Raw genomic sequence first — 20,331 nt, 5'->3', positions numbered from 1 at the left:
GGATAAAATCAGTTAATCCATCCACTGTTCTGAGTCAGTGTGGAGTTCATCTCCATTTCGGTTTGAGGGATTGGCCAGTTGTATATGTAATCACCTTTCCAGGAATAGGTCTGCACGTTGGCACCCCAGATCTGCCGTACACCTGCGCCGGGGTAAAACACTTTTTCTTTCCAGGATTTCCATCTTAATTCATCAAAGAAACTGATCCCTTCGTTGGGGAATTCTCTGCGTCTTTCATTTCTGATTGCTTCTCTCAATTCTGCCTGACTGCTTATCGTGGTAGGTACCGAAGAATTCAGAAGCCCAACTCCTGCACGGGATCTAACCTGATTTACCAAGGCTACTGCTTCGGTGCTGAAACTCTGCTCGTTGAGAGCTTCTGCCCACATCAGCAGCACATCTGCATATCTGATAACGGGGAAATCGGTAGGTCCGTAGCTTCTGTTTAAGAGTTCGGAATTTCCTTCGTATACAAATTTGCGATGCAGGTAGTAGAAAAAACTCTGGGTGTCGGTGCGTAAATCACCCCCTGCGGCCGCCTCGGATCTGTATGGCCATCTCATTGTTACGTTTGCATTAGCGGTGCCAAATACACCGGCATAAGTAGAATAGGGTGTGATCACATTATGACCCAGGCGCGGATCTCTGTTGGCATACACCTTCAGTATCCGCTCCTCGTTGGCAGACGGGAGATATTTTGACATATCAGCTCCTCTGTTTTTTGCTGCGGTGATCTCACTGTCTGTAAGATTGTTCCTTAAAAAGAATACTTCACGCTGTGCAGGAGTCATGCTGTTGTAACCTGGAATGATGTCATTCCAGTTGAAGTTACTTCCATCTGCGTTTTGATACAATTCTACCAGATCGGGATGTATCAGATATGTATTCCAATTGGAACCAAAGGATGAGCGGGTACCGGTGAAAAATTGCGTGGTAGATCCCGAACCGCTGATCCCGATATTCTGAATGGAAAATATCATCTCATCACTTTGTTCGTTGGCAGTTTTGAAAAGCGCTTTGTAGTCCGGAAAAAGTGCATATCCCGCGTTTTTAACTTTCGCAAAATCTTCGGCAGCCAACGCCCATTTTTGTTGGTACAAATAGGTTTTGCCTCTTAAAGCATAGGCGGCACCTTTTGTGATATGTCCATACATGGCGTTGCCTTTGGCATATTTATCGGGCAGGTTGGTTTCGTTGATGCAGTCTGTAAGATCTTTGACAATGGCTTCCCAAATTTCTGCTTCGGTGGAACGGGCTCTTTTGGCATTATCAGGAGTAATCGGTTCCAGAAACAGAGGTACGCCTTTGAAAAGCTGGTTGAGTCGCAAATAAAAATATGCACGAAGGAACTTGCATTCCGCCAGCAACCGGGCTTTTTTCTCGGGAGTGGATGGAGACTTTTCTGCAATGTTGACAATGGCATCGTTTGCTCGGTTGATGCCGGCATAGAGTTGCCTGTAGTTATCGGAAAACATGCTGCTGGAGGGTGTAATGGTTCCCATTAAAAGTGCATCTGCATCCCGTCCCTGTCCTCCAACTCCAAATCTGTCAAGTTGATACAGCTCATTTCCAGAAGCAGCAGAGGCATTGATATTTAATCTGAGAGCCTGATAAACCCCGGTGACACCCAGGTCTGTGAGGTTGTCGGTTGTCCACATAGTTGCCGAGCTAACAGCGTCGTAAGGAGCGGTATCAAGCACATTTTCCTGACAGGCAGACATGGAAAATGTGGTAGCTAATGTGAATAGTATTTTTTTCATGATGAAAGATTTTAGAACGTCAGGTTGATACCTAATGCAAATTGTTTAAGGGTCGGGTAATCCACATTCGCGCCTATCTCAGGGTCCATACCGGGATATTTGGTAAGCAGTAGCAGGTTTTCGCCGGACAGATATATCCTGGCCCTGCTTATGGATGCTTTACCAGCTATGGATTGTGGAAGTGTGTAGCCGATTTGAAGGTTTTTCAGTTTTATATAACTCGCATCGTGTAGCCAGTAAGTGCTGGAAACATTATTTTGTGCGTCGGTCGTATTTTTCAGGCGCGGGCTTTTGCCATCTGTGTTGTTGGCTGGGTCGGATGGATTTGCCTCGTTGTAGTAATAATGGTTGTTTGCAACATCAAGCGGTATGGAGTAGCCATTCTGAACAATGGAATTGTTGTAGCCGGTTACGTTCCACACATACTGAAACCCTGTACTTGCGGACCAGAGCATCGATACGTCAATTCCTCTCCAGGAGATGTCGCCCCTGAGGCCGAAATTGTACTTCGGGGTTCTATTGGTACCTGTAAACTGTTTGTCATAACTGTTTCCATAGATACCATCTCCGTTGTTATCGGCATAGATCAGATCTCCGTAGTAAATTTTAGCTTTTCCAATACCTCCGCCTGGTTGAAAACTATATCCTGCGGCTGTCATGGCTTCGAGCCAGGCCATATCCTGAGCGGTGCGAATCATTCCGTCTTTGGGTCCGCCATTGATATTGACGGTTCCGTCTGTATTGGTGCCGGAGCCATTTCCACTGTACAATGTCTGGATGTGAAACGCATCAATGGTGTGCCCTTCAAGTATTCTGTTGTCGCCGCCAGTAGATACATCACCCAGGTTGGATGAATAGGTTCTCGTTCCGTTTACATCTTTCCAGCCTTCTGCCAGTTTGCCTTTAAACTTGTCAATTCTGTTGTAATTGTAGGCAAAATTACCCGTCAGTCCATAGCTGATTTGGCCTGCCTTACCCCGATATCCGAGCGTAAGTTCAATACCCTTGTTAAGTACGGCGGCAGTGTTTTGGGTAGGTGCCGTCGCGGTTCCCAACACCAGCTGGATAGGCGGCGTGGTCAGAATGCCGTCAGTGTATTTACGGTATAGGTCAATCTCGAAATTAAGTGCACCTTTCAGAGCAGAACCTTCCAGACCCAGCCCGGTAACAGTTGTACTTTCCCATTTAAGATTGGAGTTTGCAAATTTCCCCTGCCAAAGACCTGTTGCCGCTATTCCGTTGAATGAGTAACCAACTGTGTTGTAAACCGCCTGGTAATCATAATTTCCACGGCTCAGATCGGAGTTCATGTTGTTATTACCCAATTTACCCCAGGACGCTCTCAGTTTTAGGTTTTGAATATGATTGTTCAGATTTTGCATGAAAGGCTCTTCCGACAAACGCCAGCCGGCTGAAAAGGAAGGAAATATGCCCCATCGATTGGAGGGTGCAAATTTTGAAGAACCGTCATAGCGAAGGTTGGCTTCCAATAAATAGCGATCTTTGTAGGCGTAGTTAACCCGTCCAAAGAACGAGCGCATAGACCTGTCATATTCTGTTCCGCTGATAGCCGACATAGTAGTACCCGAACCTAGCGTGGTAATGTTGTAGTCGACGAGCCCAAGCATACTTGCACCGGTGTTGTAATAGTTGAAATAATACTCATTATAACCGGCAATACCACCAAATGCATGAGCGCCAACCTCTGCGTTGTAGCGTAATACCAGGTCGGTTGTCGTCGCATAATCCTTGTTGAAGGAATAGTTGGTGCTTAGCTTATCCGGCGTGGAGGCAAAAGACTTAACTGTATTGGTGGCAAAGTTCCACCTGTCTATCGGATTGCTGTGGGAATTGGATTCCTGAAAGCGTGTCTGATAATTGTAACGTGCTTCAAAAGCCAGTCCTTTGACCAGGTTCAAAGTGGTGTACAGGGTGGTATTAAATCTGCTTTGCTGATTGGAACCGCCTGTGTCATTGAAATAGGACAAGATGTTGTTGGCAGTAGAGGACTCCTCCGGGGCCTGTGCGAAACCGTATCTGCCATCATAAAACGGAACTACACCGGGAGTGGTTTGCCTGAGGAAATTAAACGCGGTTGAGGTATTTCCCATGTCGTATGACTGGATGGATGCATACGTCTGCGTGCCAATGGTAATAAATTTATTGATTCTCGTTTCAAGGTTAGCCCTTAGCTGATAGCGTTTTGTTCCTGTATTGGGCATTGTTCCAGGGTTATTGAGGTATCCCGCAGAAAGCAGATAGGAAGCCTTTTCCGTTCCTCCATTGACTGAAATATTGTGATTTTGAACAATGTTGTTCTCAAAGACTGTATTCATCCAGTCGGTGTTTGGATAGGCAATTGAATTGGGCACCCCGTTGGCAGTGACTCCATTGGGATCAGCCGCTGCTGTCTGCCAAGCATCGATAGTACTTTGAGAAAATAGATTATTTTGACCCAAATTGCGGTAACCTTCGTTAATCAGGTTCATGTGACGACTGTAATCTGTTACCTGTTTAATCAGGTTAATCGGCTTGGCTACAGATATCATGCCGGTATAGTTGACGGTTAGCTTGTTTTTTGAACCCTTTTTGGTAGTGATCAGCACAACCCCATTTCCGGCAAGCGACCCGTAGATAGAAGCAGAAGCGGCATCTTTAAGAATAGACATGCTTTCTACGTCGTTGGGGTTTACTGCATCCATAGAGCTGATGATACCATCGACAATGATGAGCGGGTCGTTATTATTCAGGGTTCCGTTACCGCGTATGCGAATGGTGGCGCCATCGGAGCCCGGTTTGCCTGATCCCTGCTGTACGCTTACACCCGGTGCAAGGCCTGCAAGAGAAGAGGAAAGATTGGTAACGGGCCGGTTTTCAATATCCTTTGCTGCAACAGCTGCCACAGATCCGGTCATGTTTACCTTTTTCTGTGTTCCATAGCCAACTACCATCACTTCGTTTAATGTACTTGTCGATGGAGAAAGGCTTACATTCATCTCGGTTTGGCTACCGATTTGCAATTCCTTTGAGTCGTAACCAACAAAGCTGAATACGAGAAATCTGTCATTCCCATCTGAAACAGATAATCTGAACTTCCCCTCAACATCAGTTACTGTTCCTTGCTGCGTTCCCTTTATTACTACGCTCACTCCGGGAAGCCCTTCACCTTTTTCGTCTGTAACTTTGCCGGAGATTTCTGCTGCATTGCTGACGGCCGAGATCACTTTTAAGGAGTGTGCTGCTTTAACAGGATTACAAATAAGCAGCAGGCCGGCAATGGCAAGAAGCGACCACGGGCATGTTTTCAAATGCGCAGCCAGCGTGCCGTTGAGCAGCATTTTAAGCGGCCGGAGTTGCCGGAGAATGCATTTTTTTAGATCTGTAAAATAATTCATTGGGCTTCTTGGGTTTTTATAGTGGATTATTCTGATTGACTGGTTTGCAGTCGAACAAAATTCTGCAAACGCCTCAGAATGAGGGGGCGAAAAATCGGTTGAAATGGGGGTGCTAATCCGCGCAGAGACAATTCTATCCTTATTTAATGATAAAATTGCTCTTCGCTGGCTTCAATTTCATCCCTAAATAATTTAAAAGTGATACAGATTTTTGTGTTATTTACAGCCTTATCTCTGTATGCTAAATTGCGAAGATTAATATGGTCGGGTATCTATGAACCCTTTAGGTTTTTTATCATTTACGGCAAGAAATAAAGCATGCATTTTGGCAATGCTCACAGTGGTTGTCTGTCTGGGAATGGATGTGTTCGGACAGAAGCTGGTGTTCAATAACCTTAACTCAGAAAACGGTCTGTCTCAGAACTCTGTACTCGCCATTACCCAGGACCAATCGGGATTTATTTGGCTGGGTACGAGCTATGGTTTGAATAAATTTGATGGACGGGGATTTAAAATTTACAAAAATAACCCCGGCGATAAGTCTACGTTGTCGGGCAACTACGTCTTATGCGCACTGACCGATTCGAAGAATGACTTGTGGTTTGGAACAAGCAATGGATTGAACAAATATATGCCTGAGAGCGATTCGTTTATCTCTTTTCTGGCTGGTGATTCCACCCAAAAAACAAGGCTTAGTAGCAGTGTTATCAATTGCCTTTTTGAAGACAGTCGTGGCATTCTCTGGATTGGAACAAGCAAAGGTCTGAATAAGCTGACAAATGACAACAGACATGGTTTTGAATTTCATCACCAAGGTTTTGAGAAATCTGACGTAAGAAGCATTTTTGAGGATTCCAGCCATCAGTTGTGGATCGGGACGGCTGACGGTCTGACTAAAATGATCTTTGCGGGCGGGCAGGTTCGGTACAAAAAGTATATAAACTCAGCTACGGATAAGGCCAGCCTGACAGACAACTTTGTCACATCAGTTGCCGAGGACAAACAAAAAAATATTTGGGTAGGCACCAAACATGGGGGGCTTAACCTTTACAATCCTCGCGGAGACAACTTCACTCATTACAAAAGCCAGATAAACGGGACTGGCCTGGTTCACAATAACATTCGCAAAATTCTCGTCGACAAGAATGGGAAATTGTGGATAGGAACCCTTGAAGGGCTGAGCATTCTGGACCCGGAGTCCCTAACCTTTGAGTCCTTTAAACATGAACCTGAAAACAGAACGAGTTTGAGTCAAAACTCACTGTATGCAATTTTTCAGGACAAAAGCGGGTGTGTCTGGATCGGCAGTTATTACAATGGCGTCAATGTGGTATACTCGCATGCAACCCCTTTCAGAATTTACGACACAGGAAAATCAAAGTACAGCATCAACCACAATGTGGTCAGCTCAGTAACCCGGGATAAAAGCGGAGTTTTACTGGTAGGTACTGAGGGAGGTGGCTTTAATTACGTTGATGACAAGAAGGGTATCATTACCAATTTTAGGGCGGAACAAAATTCCCCTGCTGTTATTTCCTCCAATCTGGTTAAAGGAATTGCCCAGGATAATGATCAAAACCTGTGGATCGCCACACACCTTGGTGGATTGAACCGATATGATCCGGCTGGCAGAAAGTTTTCTACGTTCCGACATAATCCTCAAGACCCATTTTCGCTCAGCTCTGATAATGTTAGCGCGGTGATGGAGGACAGTAAGGGTAGAATCTGGGTGGGTACCGATCAACAGGGCGCAGATTTACTGGATCCGAAATCTGGAAAATTTAGTCATTTTAAAACAAGCAATAGAAATCCATTCAAGCTCAGCGGTAATTTTGTACGTAATTTTTACGAGGACTCCAAAGGCAATGTCTGGATTGGTACCACTGAGGGGCTCAATATGCTTCCTGCTGATTCGAGCCGGATTATTTGGTTTAGCTCGACCAGCAAATCTGCAAACAGATTTCCGGCTATTATCAATTGCGTACGGGAAGATGGCTCAGGTATCCTTTGGATAGGATCATTCTATGGCGGGCTTACGCGCTTTGACCGAAAATCCAACACATTCGTTACTTATAAGCAAAAGCACGGATTGCCTAATGACAACGTGCTCGGAATCCTGGATGATGACCAGGGGAATCTTTGGCTGAGTACATCTAACGGATTGTCACGGTTTGATACAAAAAAACAAAATTTTAAAAACTACACGGTAACCGACGGATTGCCGGGAAATGAATTTACTCCCAATACTTTCTACAAAGACAAATCAGGTGAAATGTTTTTTGGGGGACTCAATGGATTGGTCAGTTTTTTCCCGGATGCAATTCAGGTCAATGAATTTGTTGCACCTGTGGTTTTAACGTCGCTAAAATTATTTAACAGACCGGTTGTGATAGGTGCTGCGGACGGTTTATTAAGCAAAGATATCAGTCTGACAAAAGAGATAACTTTTTCCCATGATCAGAACATCTTTTCGATTGATTTTGCCCTGCTGAATTTTATAAAGTCTGACAAGAATACGTACGCTTACCGGCTGGAAGGTTTTGAAAAGGACTGGAATTACGTGCGTACTTCATCTGCGAGCTATACAAATCTACCTTCCGGAACTTACAAGTTTGTTGTGAAAGGGGCCAATAATGACGGTGTGTGGAGTACGAAGGCGGCACAAATGATTATTCACGTAACCCCTCCGATGTGGGCGACCTGGTGGGCTTATTGTTTGTATGTTTTGGTCGTAGCGGCGGTAGTTCTGTTTGTGACACGCTATTTCTACATGAGCGCACTTTTTCGCAGGGAGCATGAATTGTACCAGATCAAACTGGATTTTTTTACAAATATATCCCATGAGATCAGAACGCATTTAACCTTGATTCAAGGTCCAGTGGAAAGATTGATTCTGATCAGAAAGGAAGATTCGATCATTCAGTCGCATCTGGGGCAGGTAAGAAAGAATGCCGAGAGATTACTCAGGCTGGTCAGTGAACTGATGGATTTTAGAAGAGCTGAGACCAGTCATCTCAGATTACAGGTTACACAAAATAATTTAGTCTCTTTTCTGAAAGACATATTTCATGATTTTAGCCTCTCGTCTGAACATCGTGACATCACATCTGTTTTTGAAAGCAATGTTGAAAGAGTCGATGTTTATTTTGATGTGAAGCAAATGGAGAAGGTTGTTTTCAATATTCTAAGTAATGCATACAAGTTCACTCAGGATGGAGGAAGGGTTGAGCTGCTTATTGAAGAAAAGCAAAACACTGTGGATATCAGGATTAGCGATAATGGCAAGGGTATTGCACCACAGTACCTGAACAAACTTTTTGTTAATTTTTTCCAGGTTTATGATCAGAGAAATCAGAATACAGGCTATGGTATCGGACTTGCATTGTCGAAAAGTATTACCGAATTACACAAAGGTATTCTGACTGTGGAAAGTAGACCTGCTGAGGATAGCAAAGCGGGCAATACTTGTTTTACGATTAGTCTTTTAAAAGGCAATGCTCATTTCGAAGCTTCCGAGTTAAGCACCGATATATTTTTGCCAGAAATGCTGGCAGTTTCAGCACACGATGATTTTGAAGAAAACGCTTCTGCTATTTTCATCCCGGGAGAAAAACCGAATATTCTATTGGTGGAGGATAATGCAGAGATCAGAGCATTTCTGGCAGAGTCTCTTCAGGAGAGGTATGAGATAATACAGGCGGAAAATGGAGGGCAGGGCTGGTTGTGCGCTACCGAATTAATTCCGGATCTGATTGTGAGCGATGTCATGATGGAGGAAATGGACGGTTTGACCTTATGCAGAAAACTAAAAACGGATGAAAGAACAAGTCACATTCCCATCATATTGCTTACTGCAAAGGCTTCTGTCAGCCATCAGATCAGCGGGCTGAAGATAGGCGCAGATGTATACATTCCTAAACCATTCAGTATTCAGGTTCTGGAACTAAACCTAAGAAATTTACTATCTGCACGCGAGCTGATGAGGCAAAAATATAGCCGCCAGGTTACTTTGGAGCCCCAAAATATTGTGATCAATAGCACAGAAGAGCAGTTTCTGAGCAAGGTTATGCTGATCACCGAAGATCTGATGGATAATCCCGAATTCGGGGTTGCCATGCTTGCCGAAAAGATTGGTATGAGCCAATCCGTGATTTACAAAAAACTGAAGGCAATCACGGGTATGTCTGTCATTGATTTCTTGAAGTCGATAAGATTAAAAAAAGCAGCCCAGCTTCTGCAGGAACATAACATGACGGTTTATGAGGTCGCTTATGCGGTTGGTTACGATGACCGAAAATATTTCAGTAAGGAGTTCAAAAAGCAATTCGGAAAAACACCAAGTGAGTATTCGCTGGCAGGGTAGTTAAGATCATGTTACCATTCATTCTTGGTAGTATGTGCACCAAGGACATAGTCTGCAAGCCAAAAAAGGCGGAAACCGTGGTGAGAGCAGTCAAAAAAAGACTGAAGATATCGTTGGTGATCTTACCTATACTGGAGTGTCTGGACCAAAGAAGCAATTCATAGGATCAAAAGTGCCACCGGAATTGATGGTTACCAATCCCTGATCCTCGCGATCTGCTGAGGATTTCTGACATTTTTTTTAACTCTGGCGCAGTAGGCTCGTTTGGCTATTTACGGACGATTCTTTTGGAGTAGAAATATCATCAACCCTTGATCACAAGTTTATAAGTGAAATTGATTTTGAGATCGATCAGATCCCAGCTTGCAATTTCACAGTCAATCAAATCTGAATGCTTTTTGCCAATGTCCCGCAGGGCATTGCCTACGGATTTTCTTAAATACTCACTTGGATCTGCTTTGTGCCGGCTGATCAGTTGAATAGCCAGGGTGGGATTGGTTTTAAAAAAAGGCCTGCCAGTCCAGATACGTAGCCCTTCTATCACTGCTCTTTTTACATTTGGATTTCTATCATCAAGCCATAGTTCAATAACGGGCAGCGACTTTTCATATCCGATCGTCTCACAATAACGATCAAATGCCTTTGCCAGCATTTCCTGCACCCGCCAGTTCTGGTCTTGCGAAACCTGAGTTTTCAGGATTTTCAGCGCATCGGTATTTCCGGCAGAAAGTGCTCCCAGAATGTAAGTCCCTAACATGCGTACCTGATAACTTTCATCACCAAGAAACTGAATAGCTACATCGAAATGATTTAAGTTCTGGCCGCTCAAAATCGTATCACCAGCTTCTGTGATATGTTTGAAGCCGTGTTCAATTTTTTTGATCTCATCCAGCAGGGGTTGTATTTCCACACACAGTTTATTTAAATGAACGGATAGGTGTAGCGAGCGTTGGTTATATAAATTCTTTGGTAACAGATGTGATTTTAAGCCCATGTTCTCAAAAAATGGATAAGAATATTGGGGGCTTAAAACATGATCAGCAATGATCGTAGATTTCCAATGCCGGCAGCAGACATGTGTTTACCCCTTTTAATCCACACACAGTCAATGTAAGCAGGATCGTTTCCTTTATTTCATCCCTGCCAGCTCCAAGTTTTTTTGCCATGGGAACGTGAAACATGACGGCTGTCTGATCTCCCTCAGCTGCTTTAATACCCAGGTAAATCAATTGTTTGGTTTTCTGATCGAGTGCTTTGGTATTCATAAGTGACTCGACCAACCCGTTGAAACCTTCAAAGACTTCGGGCGATTCTTTTTGAAAAACTTCGTATGGATTTTCTTTCTGCATTTTTATAATTGTCTGGTTTATCTATTAAGAAATTGCTGTTCATTATCTGATAACGTCGCTGATGATTGTGTAAATTTATTTCTTGCCATGAAAAGAAATGATGACTTATATCAGTTTCCTCCCTGACATATTTTGTTCCCGGCAGTGACTGAGAGAACTTCTCAGATAGGAGCAATAAGGTTGACCTGGTTGCGCTTTTGCTTATCTATAGCTTTAAACCAAAATCATAACGCTTGTCAACAATTCGTCTAAGAATACCGATTTGTCCACAGTGATACATGGTGTGTTTAACATTCCAGTCAATTGCTTCAAATTTGGTTGTTGCGATGGGATGGGGTGTTGACCTGGGTTCCAATGGGCTGTGGAGTTCAGAATCAGAGAGGGTTGCAAGAACGTCAATCGACTTTTGTTGAATAACTTTCAGATCCTGCAATAATTTCCTTGAGTCTGTTTTTCCCATGGACATTATCGGTGCTGATACAGTAAACAAGTCACTATAATCCCGGATTGGAAGTTTTTGGAGAATATCCATTTGATGTCCGCGGATTACCATAATGGAATGGAAATAATGACTGATGATCAAATGCCCAACCTGCCAATTGATACTGGATTCAATGGTATCCGGAATGATTTCCCATTTTTCGAGCGGAATTGTCTCAACAAGCTTATTTGTCCAATCATAAGCATTTGAAGTCTGACTGATCAAAATTTCTTTTTGTGTCATCGGTAGTTATATTTTTTGATTAATAATCTGCTGGATTTAGCCTTGTGGATCTTAAATTAGGGAAGTTGGGTGGAAAACCCTGCACACGGCTTTCATGTCGTCCTATACGATTAAGGTAGTGGAAATTCAATTTGTCTTCAAACGTGCAACCCTCCTAAACGACCTGATTAACGCCCGGGATCTTCACAACGACAGAGCCTAGTAAAAAGCTGGCTATAACGCCTAGCGGCGCGACAATTAAGAATTTGATAGCCGGATCTATTGCCCAGTCTTTGATTAAAAGCGATAGCACCACCAGAACCAACGGATGCAGAATATACACGGCAAAGGCACAGCGTGACATCCTATTCATAAAATTGGAATGCGTATTTAACTTGTTCTTTCCAAACACAAGCAATGCAGCCATGATGGAAATGCCGATAATCTGTTCCCAGAATGCATAGAGCAGTGCGGCTATATGCCATCCCCCGACAAACCATTCCAGCGGTTGTCCAAAGACAATTTTGAGAGAAAAAATAACCGGAAAGCCGATGAAAATCATACAAAAAATGAAAGTGTTGAGCCTCCGGTAATGTTGCTGATCGATCTGCTGGATCCATTGGTTTTCCGCAGCGATTAATCCAAAGATGAACATGGCGATGTATTGCGGAAAATGCCCTAACTGAAAACCCAGCGGTTCTAAGACCCAGCCTACCGCAAAAACAGTTCTGGTAAAAAAAGTAATGAGTCCAAGCACTGTAGCGAAAAATAGAACTTGTTTAAGGGATGGCAATGGCCAGTCTTTAAAATCAGGCTTAGCTACTTTGGTATAAACGATGTAACACAGCGTGAATAGGAGCAGAGCGAGCACAAACCAAAGTACACCTACATTGATCCAGCCGTCGTAACCTGAGAGAAACTGTAAAAAGGTAATGTCATGGTTTTCTGCATAGCGGTAAACGAGAAAATTCATGATCGTTGCCTGGAATAAGGAATAGTAAATCAAAGGAATTCCTAGTCTGAAAAATCGGTCTTTGATGAAAACAGTACTCCCTTTCCGTTTTAGGGACGCGGGAATAAAGAGTGCAGACAGAAAAAAGAAAAAGCCCATAAAAAAGGACTGGTTAACACTAACGGCCATCGTCATCGGAATGACTGCACCTGTCAGTTCTGTTTTCTCAAAATAATACCAGCCGCCGGGAGCGCCGTAAGTTACCAGGGCGTGATGCACAATTACAAGTGCAGTCAGCAGCACTTTCAGGTAGTCAATATAAACGATTTTGTTTTTTGGATGCTGAGGTACCGAAGCTGGTTGAGTAAAGAAAGGAGACATTTATTTCATGGTTATGGCTAAAAGTGGAAATTACAAAATGCCATCCAGTTTGACTATGCCTCATGCATCTTTATAATGGTATGGATTTTATCTATGCCTATTTGCTGTCGTCTGCACTTTGATTCATTGTGTAGCGATGTGGCGTAAATAAACATACAAGGATTGGATTTATTAGCTGCGGAAAGGCGCAGCTAATAAGGAATTACAGCCAGCATGTGCTGAGTATGCAAGTAGTGGAGAATTAGGATGGCTTCTCCACTACATGCGGTGACAGAATGACCGCCAGGATACATCTTTCAAAATTGAATCTTACCTGAGCCGAAAACCCATCCCGCCCTTAGTTTACAGAAGTAATTTTACTGATTATAGGCTAGTGACCCTTCATCATAGACAGCATCTGATCAATTGCATCCGTTGCGTGTAACATCTCTGTGCTTTGTAAAGTAATGGAAGTTACCTCTGCTGTTCTTGAAAGCATTTGTTTCTCAAAATTTTCAATGGCCGACCCGGTGGTTTTAAAATCATTACCCATAAGATTTTCAGCTAATTCGAAAGCGTCCTGCATCGCCATATTTACACCTTCTCCCGCATAGGGAGGCATGCGGTGGGCAGCATCGCCAATCATGGTTACATTCGGCTGAGAGGTCCATTTCTGGTCAATTGGGAAATGATATTGTGGGCGGGCAATGCACCAGATCTCATCTCCATCAAATAACTCCTGCCAGGTTGTACTCCACGAAGCAAACTCAGTTTTGAACCAGTTAAAGACCTGGGTTTTATCGGAAAAGTCAATGCCACTTTGCACTGTCCAATTTTCCGGGACTTTGCAACCGGTGTAGAAGCATAAACTGCCATCTCCCTTTGCGCTCAGTATTATTGATTGCCCATCCCCGAAAGCAAACAACTTGGCGCCCTTTACCAGCGAATAAAGATTTGGTGCATTCGTTTCAGCATTGTAAATATTTCCTTCCACAATGGTTATACCTGAATACACCGGTCTGATGTCGGTGATATAAGGTCGGATTTTGGAATTGGCACCATCGGCAGCCACGACAATGTCCGCATAGGCCGATCTCCCATCTTTAAATTGCAGCAGCCAACCTTCATTGTTCTTCTGCATCGACGCAAAAGAACTGTCCCACACAACAGTTTCAGGGTTTAATGATCCTAACAGTATTTTCCGCAGTGGCCCTCTGTCAATTTCCGGACGGTGCTCAGCAAAAGGTTTTTCATGGGCATGGTCGTCCAGGTAAATGGTGGCGTCCTTTCCGGCAATTCTCAACTTACCGGCGTCAGGACGATGGTTTTCATAGAAGGCTTTTAGCAATCCAGCCCTTTGTAGTGCCTCCAGGCCAGACTCTTCATGAAGGTCAAGGGTTGCCCCCTGTACCCTCACATCTTTATGCACGTCGCGTTCGTAAACTTTAACTTCCGCCCCGCTTTTTTGCAGAAGTCTGGCAAGCGTTAGTCCGCCCGGACCACCGCCAACAATTGCGATTTTCTTATTTTTTAGTTTCATCTCCGTTTTTTGATTTGATTATTCAACGGAGCAAAATTACTTTTCGGGAATTGTGGAGAATTGTATAAATCGGTCGTTTTGATTTAGACTAAGATCTTTCGGCAAAACACCGGACAGCTTTTTAATCTCTCTGATGAAATGTGACTGGTCGCTAAATTTTCCTTCAGGAAAAAGCTTTCCGTTTTTGATGTGCTGAAATGAAGCCCTGAAACGTAGAATGTTGCAGTATGATTTTAAAGGCAATCCAAACTGCTGATTGAAGTAGCGGTTTATTTGACGGCTGCTCCAATAAACATTCTCTGATAATTCTTTTACAGAAAGAGCGCCTTTGGAATGGTAAATTAGTTGAAAGAGTTTGAGTTTTCTGGTATCAATTTCCTGGGGTATTTCAGTTTTTAGCCTTTGTGTCGCCTTCTGGCAGAAGGCCTCAAAGTCGTGCAGGTCATTTTCATCGAATCCCCAAAAACCAGACGGCTGATTTTCTGCCTTGTCCAGTAAATGTGCTATGGGTGATTTGAGAATATACTCTGCGCCAGGTAATTTGAAACTGATTGCAAAGGTTACAGATCCCGGAGGAATACTTGCTTGCTCCGGTAAAGTGCCAATGCCCAATAAGGTAACATGGAAGGGTTCAGAGGTAGACCTGGAAAGGAATAAATCAACTCTTCCGTCGGGCAATATGACTGCGTGTTTTTCGGTATCCGAATGATTCGTCAGCATCCAGAAACTTTCAACAAAATCGTCAAGACTTTTTTCGGGTAGAGCAAATTGATAATGAAGTGAACTATCCATTGTTTTTCTTGGGGTGCTGCATTTTTGAATCCGGATCAGCCCGCAACGATACAGGTTGATAAGGCCTAAACTCCCTGAAAGGTATTTAATTTTTTACTAAGTGGAAATGCAGTAGTGAAGCGAACAAAAGGTTAATCTGCGATTTTACCTCAGTTGAAGCCTATATTTGAAAGTTTTATGTTTCGGTATATGGTTCGCAAGTCATTGTGATGCATAAGTGAATTAGCCACGAGGCGGCATTGCCCAAATAATCAATGGGTTATATTCACTTCGTTTAATAAATCTGCTGGTATCTATTAATAAATACTTTTAGGGAAGTATATTGCGGATGCCCTGATTGTAACAAGTTTCACAGTATTTTATCGGAGTATATCAATACCTGACATGACTACACTCTTCATAAAAAATATGGTCTGCAACCGCTGCATTACGGTAGTGCAGAACGAACTTGACAAACTCGGCATTGTACCCAAAAGTGTTAAGTTGGGGGAAGTTATCGTTGAAAATGAGTTACTGGAAGGACAAAAAAGTTTGCTGGGTAAAAATTTGGTCCCTTTGGGCTTTGAGTTGATTGATGACAAAAAAAGCAGGATTATTGAGGGCATAAAAAATGTCATTATTGACCTGGTGCATTATCAGGATAATGATGTAAAATCCAATCTATCAGATATATTGAGTGAAAAACTCAACCATGACTACAATTACCTTTCCAATCTGTTTTCGGAGGTGGAGGGTACTACAATAGAAAAATATTTTATAGCACAGAAGATTGAAAAGGTAAAGGAGCTTTTGGTTTATGATGAGTTATCTCTAAGCGAAATCGCCATCCGCCTTAACTATTCAAGTGTTGCCTACCTGAGTAATCAGTTTAAAAAAGTGACTGGCCTGACACCAAGTCATTTTAAACAGGTTCGTGAAGACAAGAGATTGCCACTGGATAAAGTGTAAGTAAATCTTACAAATCAATTCCCTAATTCTACAACAGCTATTTTTAGTAATGTCATCAATTTTGTATTGCAAAAAAGCAATCAAAGACATGGCAACAAATAAAAATAGAGAAACTGTTTACATCCCGTTAGAAGATGTAGAAAGTGAACACTGCGCATTGATCGTTGAAAAAGGATTGGCACAGGTAAAAGGTGTGGAAACGCACAAGGTGGAACTGAATAACAACAGAGCCGCCATTACCGTTGATGACAATGAAACGGTTGGTAAGGCCGTAGCGGCAATTAAAGACCTTGGCTACGGTGTTCCTACGGTAAAAAACACCCTTCCGGTTCTGGGCATGACCTGCGCATCCTGCGCTGGGAGTGCGGAAAGCATTGTAAAGTATCAGCCCGGCGTAATCAGTTCTTCTGTAAATTTTGCCACGGGAAATCTGACCGTAGAATATTTGCCGAATATGACGGATGCGACAAAGCTTCAAAAGGCAGTTCAATCCATCGGGTACGACTTATTTATTGAAAATGGAAACGCTCAACAGGAAACGCTCGAAGCCATACACGAAAAGAAATACCGCGCACTAAAAAACAAAACCATCTGGGCGGTTATACTGTCATTACCCGTAGTAGCCATCGGTATGTTCTTTATGGATATGCCTTACGGTAACGAAATTATGTGGGCGTTCTCAACACCTGTGGTGCTTTGGCTGGGTAAAGACTTTTTTATCAATGCGTGGAAGCAGGCCAAACACCGCTCTGCCAATATGGATACTTTGGTAGCATTGAGTACTGGTATCGCCTACATATTTAGTGTTTTTAATGTGCTGTTCATGGATTTCTGGCATCAGAGAGGTTTACATGCACACGTTTATTTTGAAGCGGCTGCCGTAGTGATCGCCTTTATCCTTTTAGGGAAATTACTGGAAGAAAAAGCCAAAGGGAACACGTCTACTGCCATTAAAAAACTGATGGGCCTGCAACCTAAAACCGTGATGGTGATACAGCCAGACGGAACAGAAAAACAAACAGCCATTGAGGATGTACATGAGGGCGATGTACTGTTAGTAAAGCCAGGCGAAAAAATTGCTGTCGACGGAATGGTTACTTCCGGTAATTCGTACGTGGACGAAAGTATGTTGAGTGGCGAACCTGTCCCGGTATTGAAGCAAGACGGTGAAAAAGTATTTGCCGGAACAATCAATCAAAAAGGAAGTTTTCAGTTCAAGGCGGTTAAAGTAGGTAAAGAAACCATGCTTGCCCAAATTATTAAAATGGTGCAGGATGCTCAGGGAAGTAAAGCACCCGTGCAAAAACTGGTAGATAAAATAGCGGGCATTTTTGTTCCCGTGGTAATTGGCATTGCCATCCTCACCTTTGTTTTGTGGCTTGTTCTTGGCGGTGATAACGGTGTAGTACAGGGATTGTTAGCAGCCGTTACGGTTTTGGTTATTGCTTGTCCTTGTGCTTTGGGCCTTGCTACACCTACTGCAATTATGGTGGGTGTTGGTAAAGGTGCAGAAAACGGCATTTTGATTAAAGATGCAGAAAGTCTGGAATTGGCCAAGAAGGTGAATGCGATTGTTTTAGACAAAACAGGAACAATAACCGAGGGAAGACCGCAGGTTACAGGTATCCAATGGCTGCACAATGATGATACAACCAAAAATGTGTTGCTCAGTATTGAAAAGCAATCGGAGCACCCGTTGGCGGAGGCAGTGGTGAAACAGCTGGAAGGTGTAGCTATCACCCCATTATCAATGTTTGATAGTATTACGGGTAAAGGCGCCAAGGCAGATCACAACGGTGAAACCTATTTTGTAGGTAATAAAAAACTATTGACAGAAAATAACATTACGATTGAGGGACAATTGCAACAACAGGCCGATGAATGGAGCAAACAATCCAAGACTGTGATCTGGTTTGCAGACAGCAAACAGGCGCTTTCCGTGATCGCTATTTCCGATAAGATTAAAGAAACATCGGTTCAGGCAATTAAAGAAATGCAGGAAATGGGCATTGAATTGTACATGCTTACGGGCGATAATGAGTCCACTGCCAAGGCGATTGCTGAGCAAACAGGTATCCTGCATTACAAAGCCGAAGTTTTGCCTCAACACAAAGCAGACTTTGTGAAAGAACTCCAAAGCAAAGGAAAAATTGTAGCCATGGTTGGCGACGGAATCAATGACAGTACAGCCCTGGCAACAGCGGATGTAAGTATTGCCATGGGCAAAGGCAGCGACATTGCTATGGACGTAGCCAAAATGACTATCATTTCATCAGACCTTACGAAGATCCCGCAGGCAATACGTTTGTCTAAACAAACAGTGGCTACCATTAAGCAAAATCTGTTCTGGGCATTTATTTACAATGTAATCGGTATTCCTCTTGCTGCCGGAATATTGTATCCAATCAACGGTTTCTTGTTAAACCCAATGATTGCCGGTGCTGCAATGGCTTTGAGTAGTGTAAGTGTTGTAAGTAACAGCCTGCGCTTGAAATGGAAAAAGTAAATTCAAAAAAGGGCTGTAAGTTTTGTAACATAAATTAATAGTAATCAAAATGAAACTGAATAAATTCATGATAGCAGTATTCGCATCACTAGCAATATTTGCTTCTTCCTGCGATACTGATAATAAAAAAGCAAAAGTGGCACAAAGCCATAACGCCGGCGATGGGCATAATCACGCTGAGGTTGTAGAGAAAAAAGTGGCAAGTGCGAAAATGAACAAGTATGAAAATGAACTTGGCCAGGCGCTCGATAAGAATGGAAACTTTATCACTGGTTGTCCCGCGCATAAGGAAATGATTGGCTCAGAAGGGGACAAATGCCCTAAGTGCGATTACATGACCATGATACCCATTACCTGGCCATTGGAAGGAATAGATAGTGTAAGAGTAACCAGTCTTGACGAATATAAAATTCCTGCTGTCAAAGGGAAGTGATATTTATAATTTCAGAAACGATTTAGTGCATTTGCAGAACGGCGGTTCCATGATTTCCTGGCCGCCGTTTTTTCTTTTGGAAGTTGGTTAAATGTGGCGCTTCTTTTGCTAACTGTTTGCTGAATCCTCAATCAGTAAATCTCACAAATCATACAGGTAATAGCGTAATTAATAGCCACAAGGCAATGCGTAAATTTGTACAACATAAAAAAATATAACATGAAAAATCTAGAATTAAGCATACCTGATATGCAAAGTGCACATTGCCAGGCAAGAGTAAATGGTTCAGTAAAAAATATTGAAGACGTTGAAATTGAAAAATTAGAAGCGGGAAAATTATCTATTTCTGTTGAAAGCAACGAAGTGTTAGCAGCGCTGGTAGAGGCTGTTGAAAAAGCCGGCTATAAAGTCGAAGCGATTGTGGAGAAAAACATTTAAGCTGATCGGCCAGCTGTTTGGGTGCTATATAATGAAGTTAATTTCAGGGATAGCAATATGTCATCCCTGAAATTTTGAATTACGACTGATATTCCAAAGGAACTGAATCTCAATCTTAAAGCAGAAGTTATGTTACATATAAAGTTAGTCAATGATCGTTCAGAGATATTTAGCAAAGTAAAAAATGTAGCGGATAAAATCATCCAGATCCGATTAGATACGGGGAAATATTTAGTTTTTTCTACGCAGATTTCCAATGAATTAAAAGTAGATTATAATACATTCAGTAATCTATTTTTGTCTGAATATGGAGTTACACCTGAAAGGGTTTTTGCAATTCGCTTGGTAGAAAAAGTAAAAGAACTGTTGGTCTATACCGAACAATCATTTAAGCAGATAGCAATCGCACTGGGATACAATAATCCCTCTTCGTTGTCCAACACGCTAAAAAAGTATACAGGATTCACGTCCACCTATTTTAAGGAAATCAGAAAAAATAAGCTGGAAATTATCAGAAGGCAGAAGCTGGAACAAAGCGAAATATAAGTCTTAAAAAAATAAACTTATAATGTAATATTTCCAACAAACCTCTCTTTGTACGTATAAGAAGAGGTTTGCTTTTTATCGGGTAGCAACGGGGAAAACAGAAATTATAGACGGATGAAGAAATACAAATGGGGTACACTTAGAGTGTGTTTGGGAATTAAGTTTCGCTTACAGAGTTTATTCGTTGTAACATCAACTGAATATTGGCCAAAAATAGCCAGGAAACGGAAGATGATACGGTATATT

Annotated in this window: 14 protein-coding genes; 6 read left to right on the top strand and 8 right to left on the bottom strand. The window is 42.6% G+C overall.

What is annotated here, in order from left to right; genetic code table 11:
* Positions 1-8 precede the first annotated feature (8 nt).
* Both LZG71_RS29270 and LZG71_RS29265 read right to left on the bottom strand, forming a co-directional pair.
* On the bottom strand, positions 9-1,760 hold the full coding sequence (locus LZG71_RS29270; protein ID WP_233826660.1) for a RagB/SusD family nutrient uptake outer membrane protein: 1,752 nt from the start codon (positions 1,758-1,760) through the stop codon (positions 9-11).
* Positions 1,761-1,771: 11 nt separating this feature from the next.
* Positions 1,772-5,155 carry a TonB-dependent receptor gene (locus tag LZG71_RS29265; RefSeq protein WP_233826658.1) on the bottom strand — a complete coding sequence of 1,128 codons (3,384 nt, stop codon included), beginning with the start codon at positions 5,153-5,155 and terminating at the stop codon, positions 1,772-1,774.
* A gap of 274 nt (positions 5,156-5,429) precedes the next feature.
* On the opposite strand from LZG71_RS29265, the gene LZG71_RS29260 reads away from it, so the two are divergent.
* Positions 5,430-9,518, top strand: coding sequence for a hybrid sensor histidine kinase/response regulator transcription factor (locus tag LZG71_RS29260; protein ID WP_233826657.1), 4,089 nt, complete (start codon positions 5,430-5,432; stop codon positions 9,516-9,518).
* Positions 9,519-9,822: 304 nt separating this feature from the next.
* Here the strand turns inward: LZG71_RS29260 and LZG71_RS29255 are convergent, their stop codons facing one another.
* The 6 genes from LZG71_RS29255 to LZG71_RS29230 form a co-directional block, all read right to left on the bottom strand.
* Positions 9,823-10,428: a HEAT repeat domain-containing protein gene (locus tag LZG71_RS29255; protein ID WP_233826655.1), complete on the bottom strand. Its 606-nt coding sequence runs from the start codon at positions 10,426-10,428 to the stop codon at positions 9,823-9,825.
* A gap of 127 nt (positions 10,429-10,555) precedes the next feature.
* On the bottom strand, positions 10,556-10,867 hold the full coding sequence (locus LZG71_RS29250) for a carboxymuconolactone decarboxylase family protein (protein WP_233826653.1): 312 nt from the start codon (positions 10,865-10,867) through the stop codon (positions 10,556-10,558).
* A gap of 205 nt (positions 10,868-11,072) precedes the next feature.
* A complete protein-coding gene (locus LZG71_RS29245; RefSeq protein WP_233826651.1) occupies positions 11,073-11,591 on the bottom strand; it encodes a DinB family protein in 519 nt (172 codons plus the stop codon).
* A 154-nt stretch (positions 11,592-11,745) separates the two neighbouring features.
* Positions 11,746-12,903 (bottom strand): acyltransferase, encoded by a 1,158-nt coding sequence (locus tag LZG71_RS29240; protein WP_233826649.1) that lies wholly within the window; start codon positions 12,901-12,903, stop codon positions 11,746-11,748.
* 370 nt (positions 12,904-13,273) lie between these two features.
* Entirely contained in the window at positions 13,274-14,422 is a 1,149-nt protein-coding gene (locus tag LZG71_RS29235; RefSeq protein ID WP_233826647.1) for an NAD(P)/FAD-dependent oxidoreductase, read from the bottom strand.
* A 36-nt stretch (positions 14,423-14,458) separates the two neighbouring features.
* Positions 14,459-15,214: an AraC family transcriptional regulator gene (locus LZG71_RS29230; protein ID WP_233826645.1), complete on the bottom strand. Its 756-nt coding sequence runs from the start codon at positions 15,212-15,214 to the stop codon at positions 14,459-14,461.
* A 384-nt stretch (positions 15,215-15,598) separates the two neighbouring features.
* Between LZG71_RS29230 and LZG71_RS29225 the strand changes: the two genes are divergently transcribed.
* From LZG71_RS29225 to LZG71_RS29205, 5 genes are all read left to right on the top strand, one after another.
* Positions 15,599-16,162 carry an AraC family transcriptional regulator gene (locus LZG71_RS29225; RefSeq protein ID WP_233826643.1) on the top strand — a complete coding sequence of 188 codons (564 nt, stop codon included), beginning with the start codon at positions 15,599-15,601 and terminating at the stop codon, positions 16,160-16,162.
* A gap of 88 nt (positions 16,163-16,250) precedes the next feature.
* Positions 16,251-18,668, top strand: a complete 2,418-nt coding sequence (locus LZG71_RS29220; RefSeq protein WP_233826641.1) for a heavy metal translocating P-type ATPase — start codon at positions 16,251-16,253, stop codon at positions 18,666-18,668.
* A gap of 67 nt (positions 18,669-18,735) precedes the next feature.
* Positions 18,736-19,101: a hypothetical protein gene (locus LZG71_RS29215; RefSeq protein ID WP_233826639.1), complete on the top strand. Its 366-nt coding sequence runs from the start codon at positions 18,736-18,738 to the stop codon at positions 19,099-19,101.
* A 219-nt stretch (positions 19,102-19,320) separates the two neighbouring features.
* Positions 19,321-19,539 carry a heavy-metal-associated domain-containing protein gene (locus tag LZG71_RS29210; RefSeq protein ID WP_233826637.1) on the top strand — a complete coding sequence of 73 codons (219 nt, stop codon included), beginning with the start codon at positions 19,321-19,323 and terminating at the stop codon, positions 19,537-19,539.
* Positions 19,540-19,668: 129 nt separating this feature from the next.
* On the top strand, positions 19,669-20,085 hold the full coding sequence (locus tag LZG71_RS29205) for an AraC family transcriptional regulator (protein WP_233826635.1): 417 nt from the start codon (positions 19,669-19,671) through the stop codon (positions 20,083-20,085).
* The last annotated feature ends 246 nt before the right edge of the window (positions 20,086-20,331 follow it).

The sequence above is a fragment of the Dyadobacter sp. CY312 genome (assembly GCF_021390535.1).
GTDB lineage: Bacteria > Bacteroidota > Bacteroidia > Cytophagales > Spirosomataceae > Dyadobacter.
Note: the sequence above shows the minus strand (reverse complement) of the source record. Positions and strands in the feature narration are given on the sequence as shown.

Bases quoted from the DNA above. Each gene is read 5' to 3' on its own strand.
- LZG71_RS29270 (WP_233826660.1), bottom strand. From the start codon at position 1,760: ATGAAAAAAATACTATTCACATTAGCTACCACATTTTCCATGTCTGCC.
- LZG71_RS29265 (WP_233826658.1), bottom strand. From the start codon at position 5,155: ATGAATTATTTTACAGATCTAAAAAAATGCATTCTCCGGCAACTCCGG.
- LZG71_RS29260 (WP_233826657.1), top strand. From the start codon at position 5,430: ATGAACCCTTTAGGTTTTTTATCATTTACGGCAAGAAATAAAGCATGC.
- LZG71_RS29250 (WP_233826653.1), bottom strand. From the start codon at position 10,867: ATGCAGAAAGAAAATCCATACGAAGTTTTTCAAAAAGAATCGCCCGAA.
- LZG71_RS29245 (WP_233826651.1), bottom strand. From the start codon at position 11,591: ATGACACAAAAAGAAATTTTGATCAGTCAGACTTCAAATGCTTATGAT.
- LZG71_RS29240 (WP_233826649.1), bottom strand. From the start codon at position 12,903: ATGTCTCCTTTCTTTACTCAACCAGCTTCGGTACCTCAGCATCCAAAA.
- LZG71_RS29235 (WP_233826647.1), bottom strand. From the start codon at position 14,422: ATGAAACTAAAAAATAAGAAAATCGCAATTGTTGGCGGTGGTCCGGGC.
- LZG71_RS29230 (WP_233826645.1), bottom strand. From the start codon at position 15,214: ATGGATAGTTCACTTCATTATCAATTTGCTCTACCCGAAAAAAGTCTT.
- LZG71_RS29225 (WP_233826643.1), top strand. From the start codon at position 15,599: ATGACTACACTCTTCATAAAAAATATGGTCTGCAACCGCTGCATTACG.
- LZG71_RS29220 (WP_233826641.1), top strand. From the start codon at position 16,251: ATGGCAACAAATAAAAATAGAGAAACTGTTTACATCCCGTTAGAAGAT.
- LZG71_RS29215 (WP_233826639.1), top strand. From the start codon at position 18,736: ATGATAGCAGTATTCGCATCACTAGCAATATTTGCTTCTTCCTGCGAT.
- LZG71_RS29210 (WP_233826637.1), top strand. From the start codon at position 19,321: ATGAAAAATCTAGAATTAAGCATACCTGATATGCAAAGTGCACATTGC.
- LZG71_RS29205 (WP_233826635.1), top strand. From the start codon at position 19,669: ATGTTACATATAAAGTTAGTCAATGATCGTTCAGAGATATTTAGCAAA.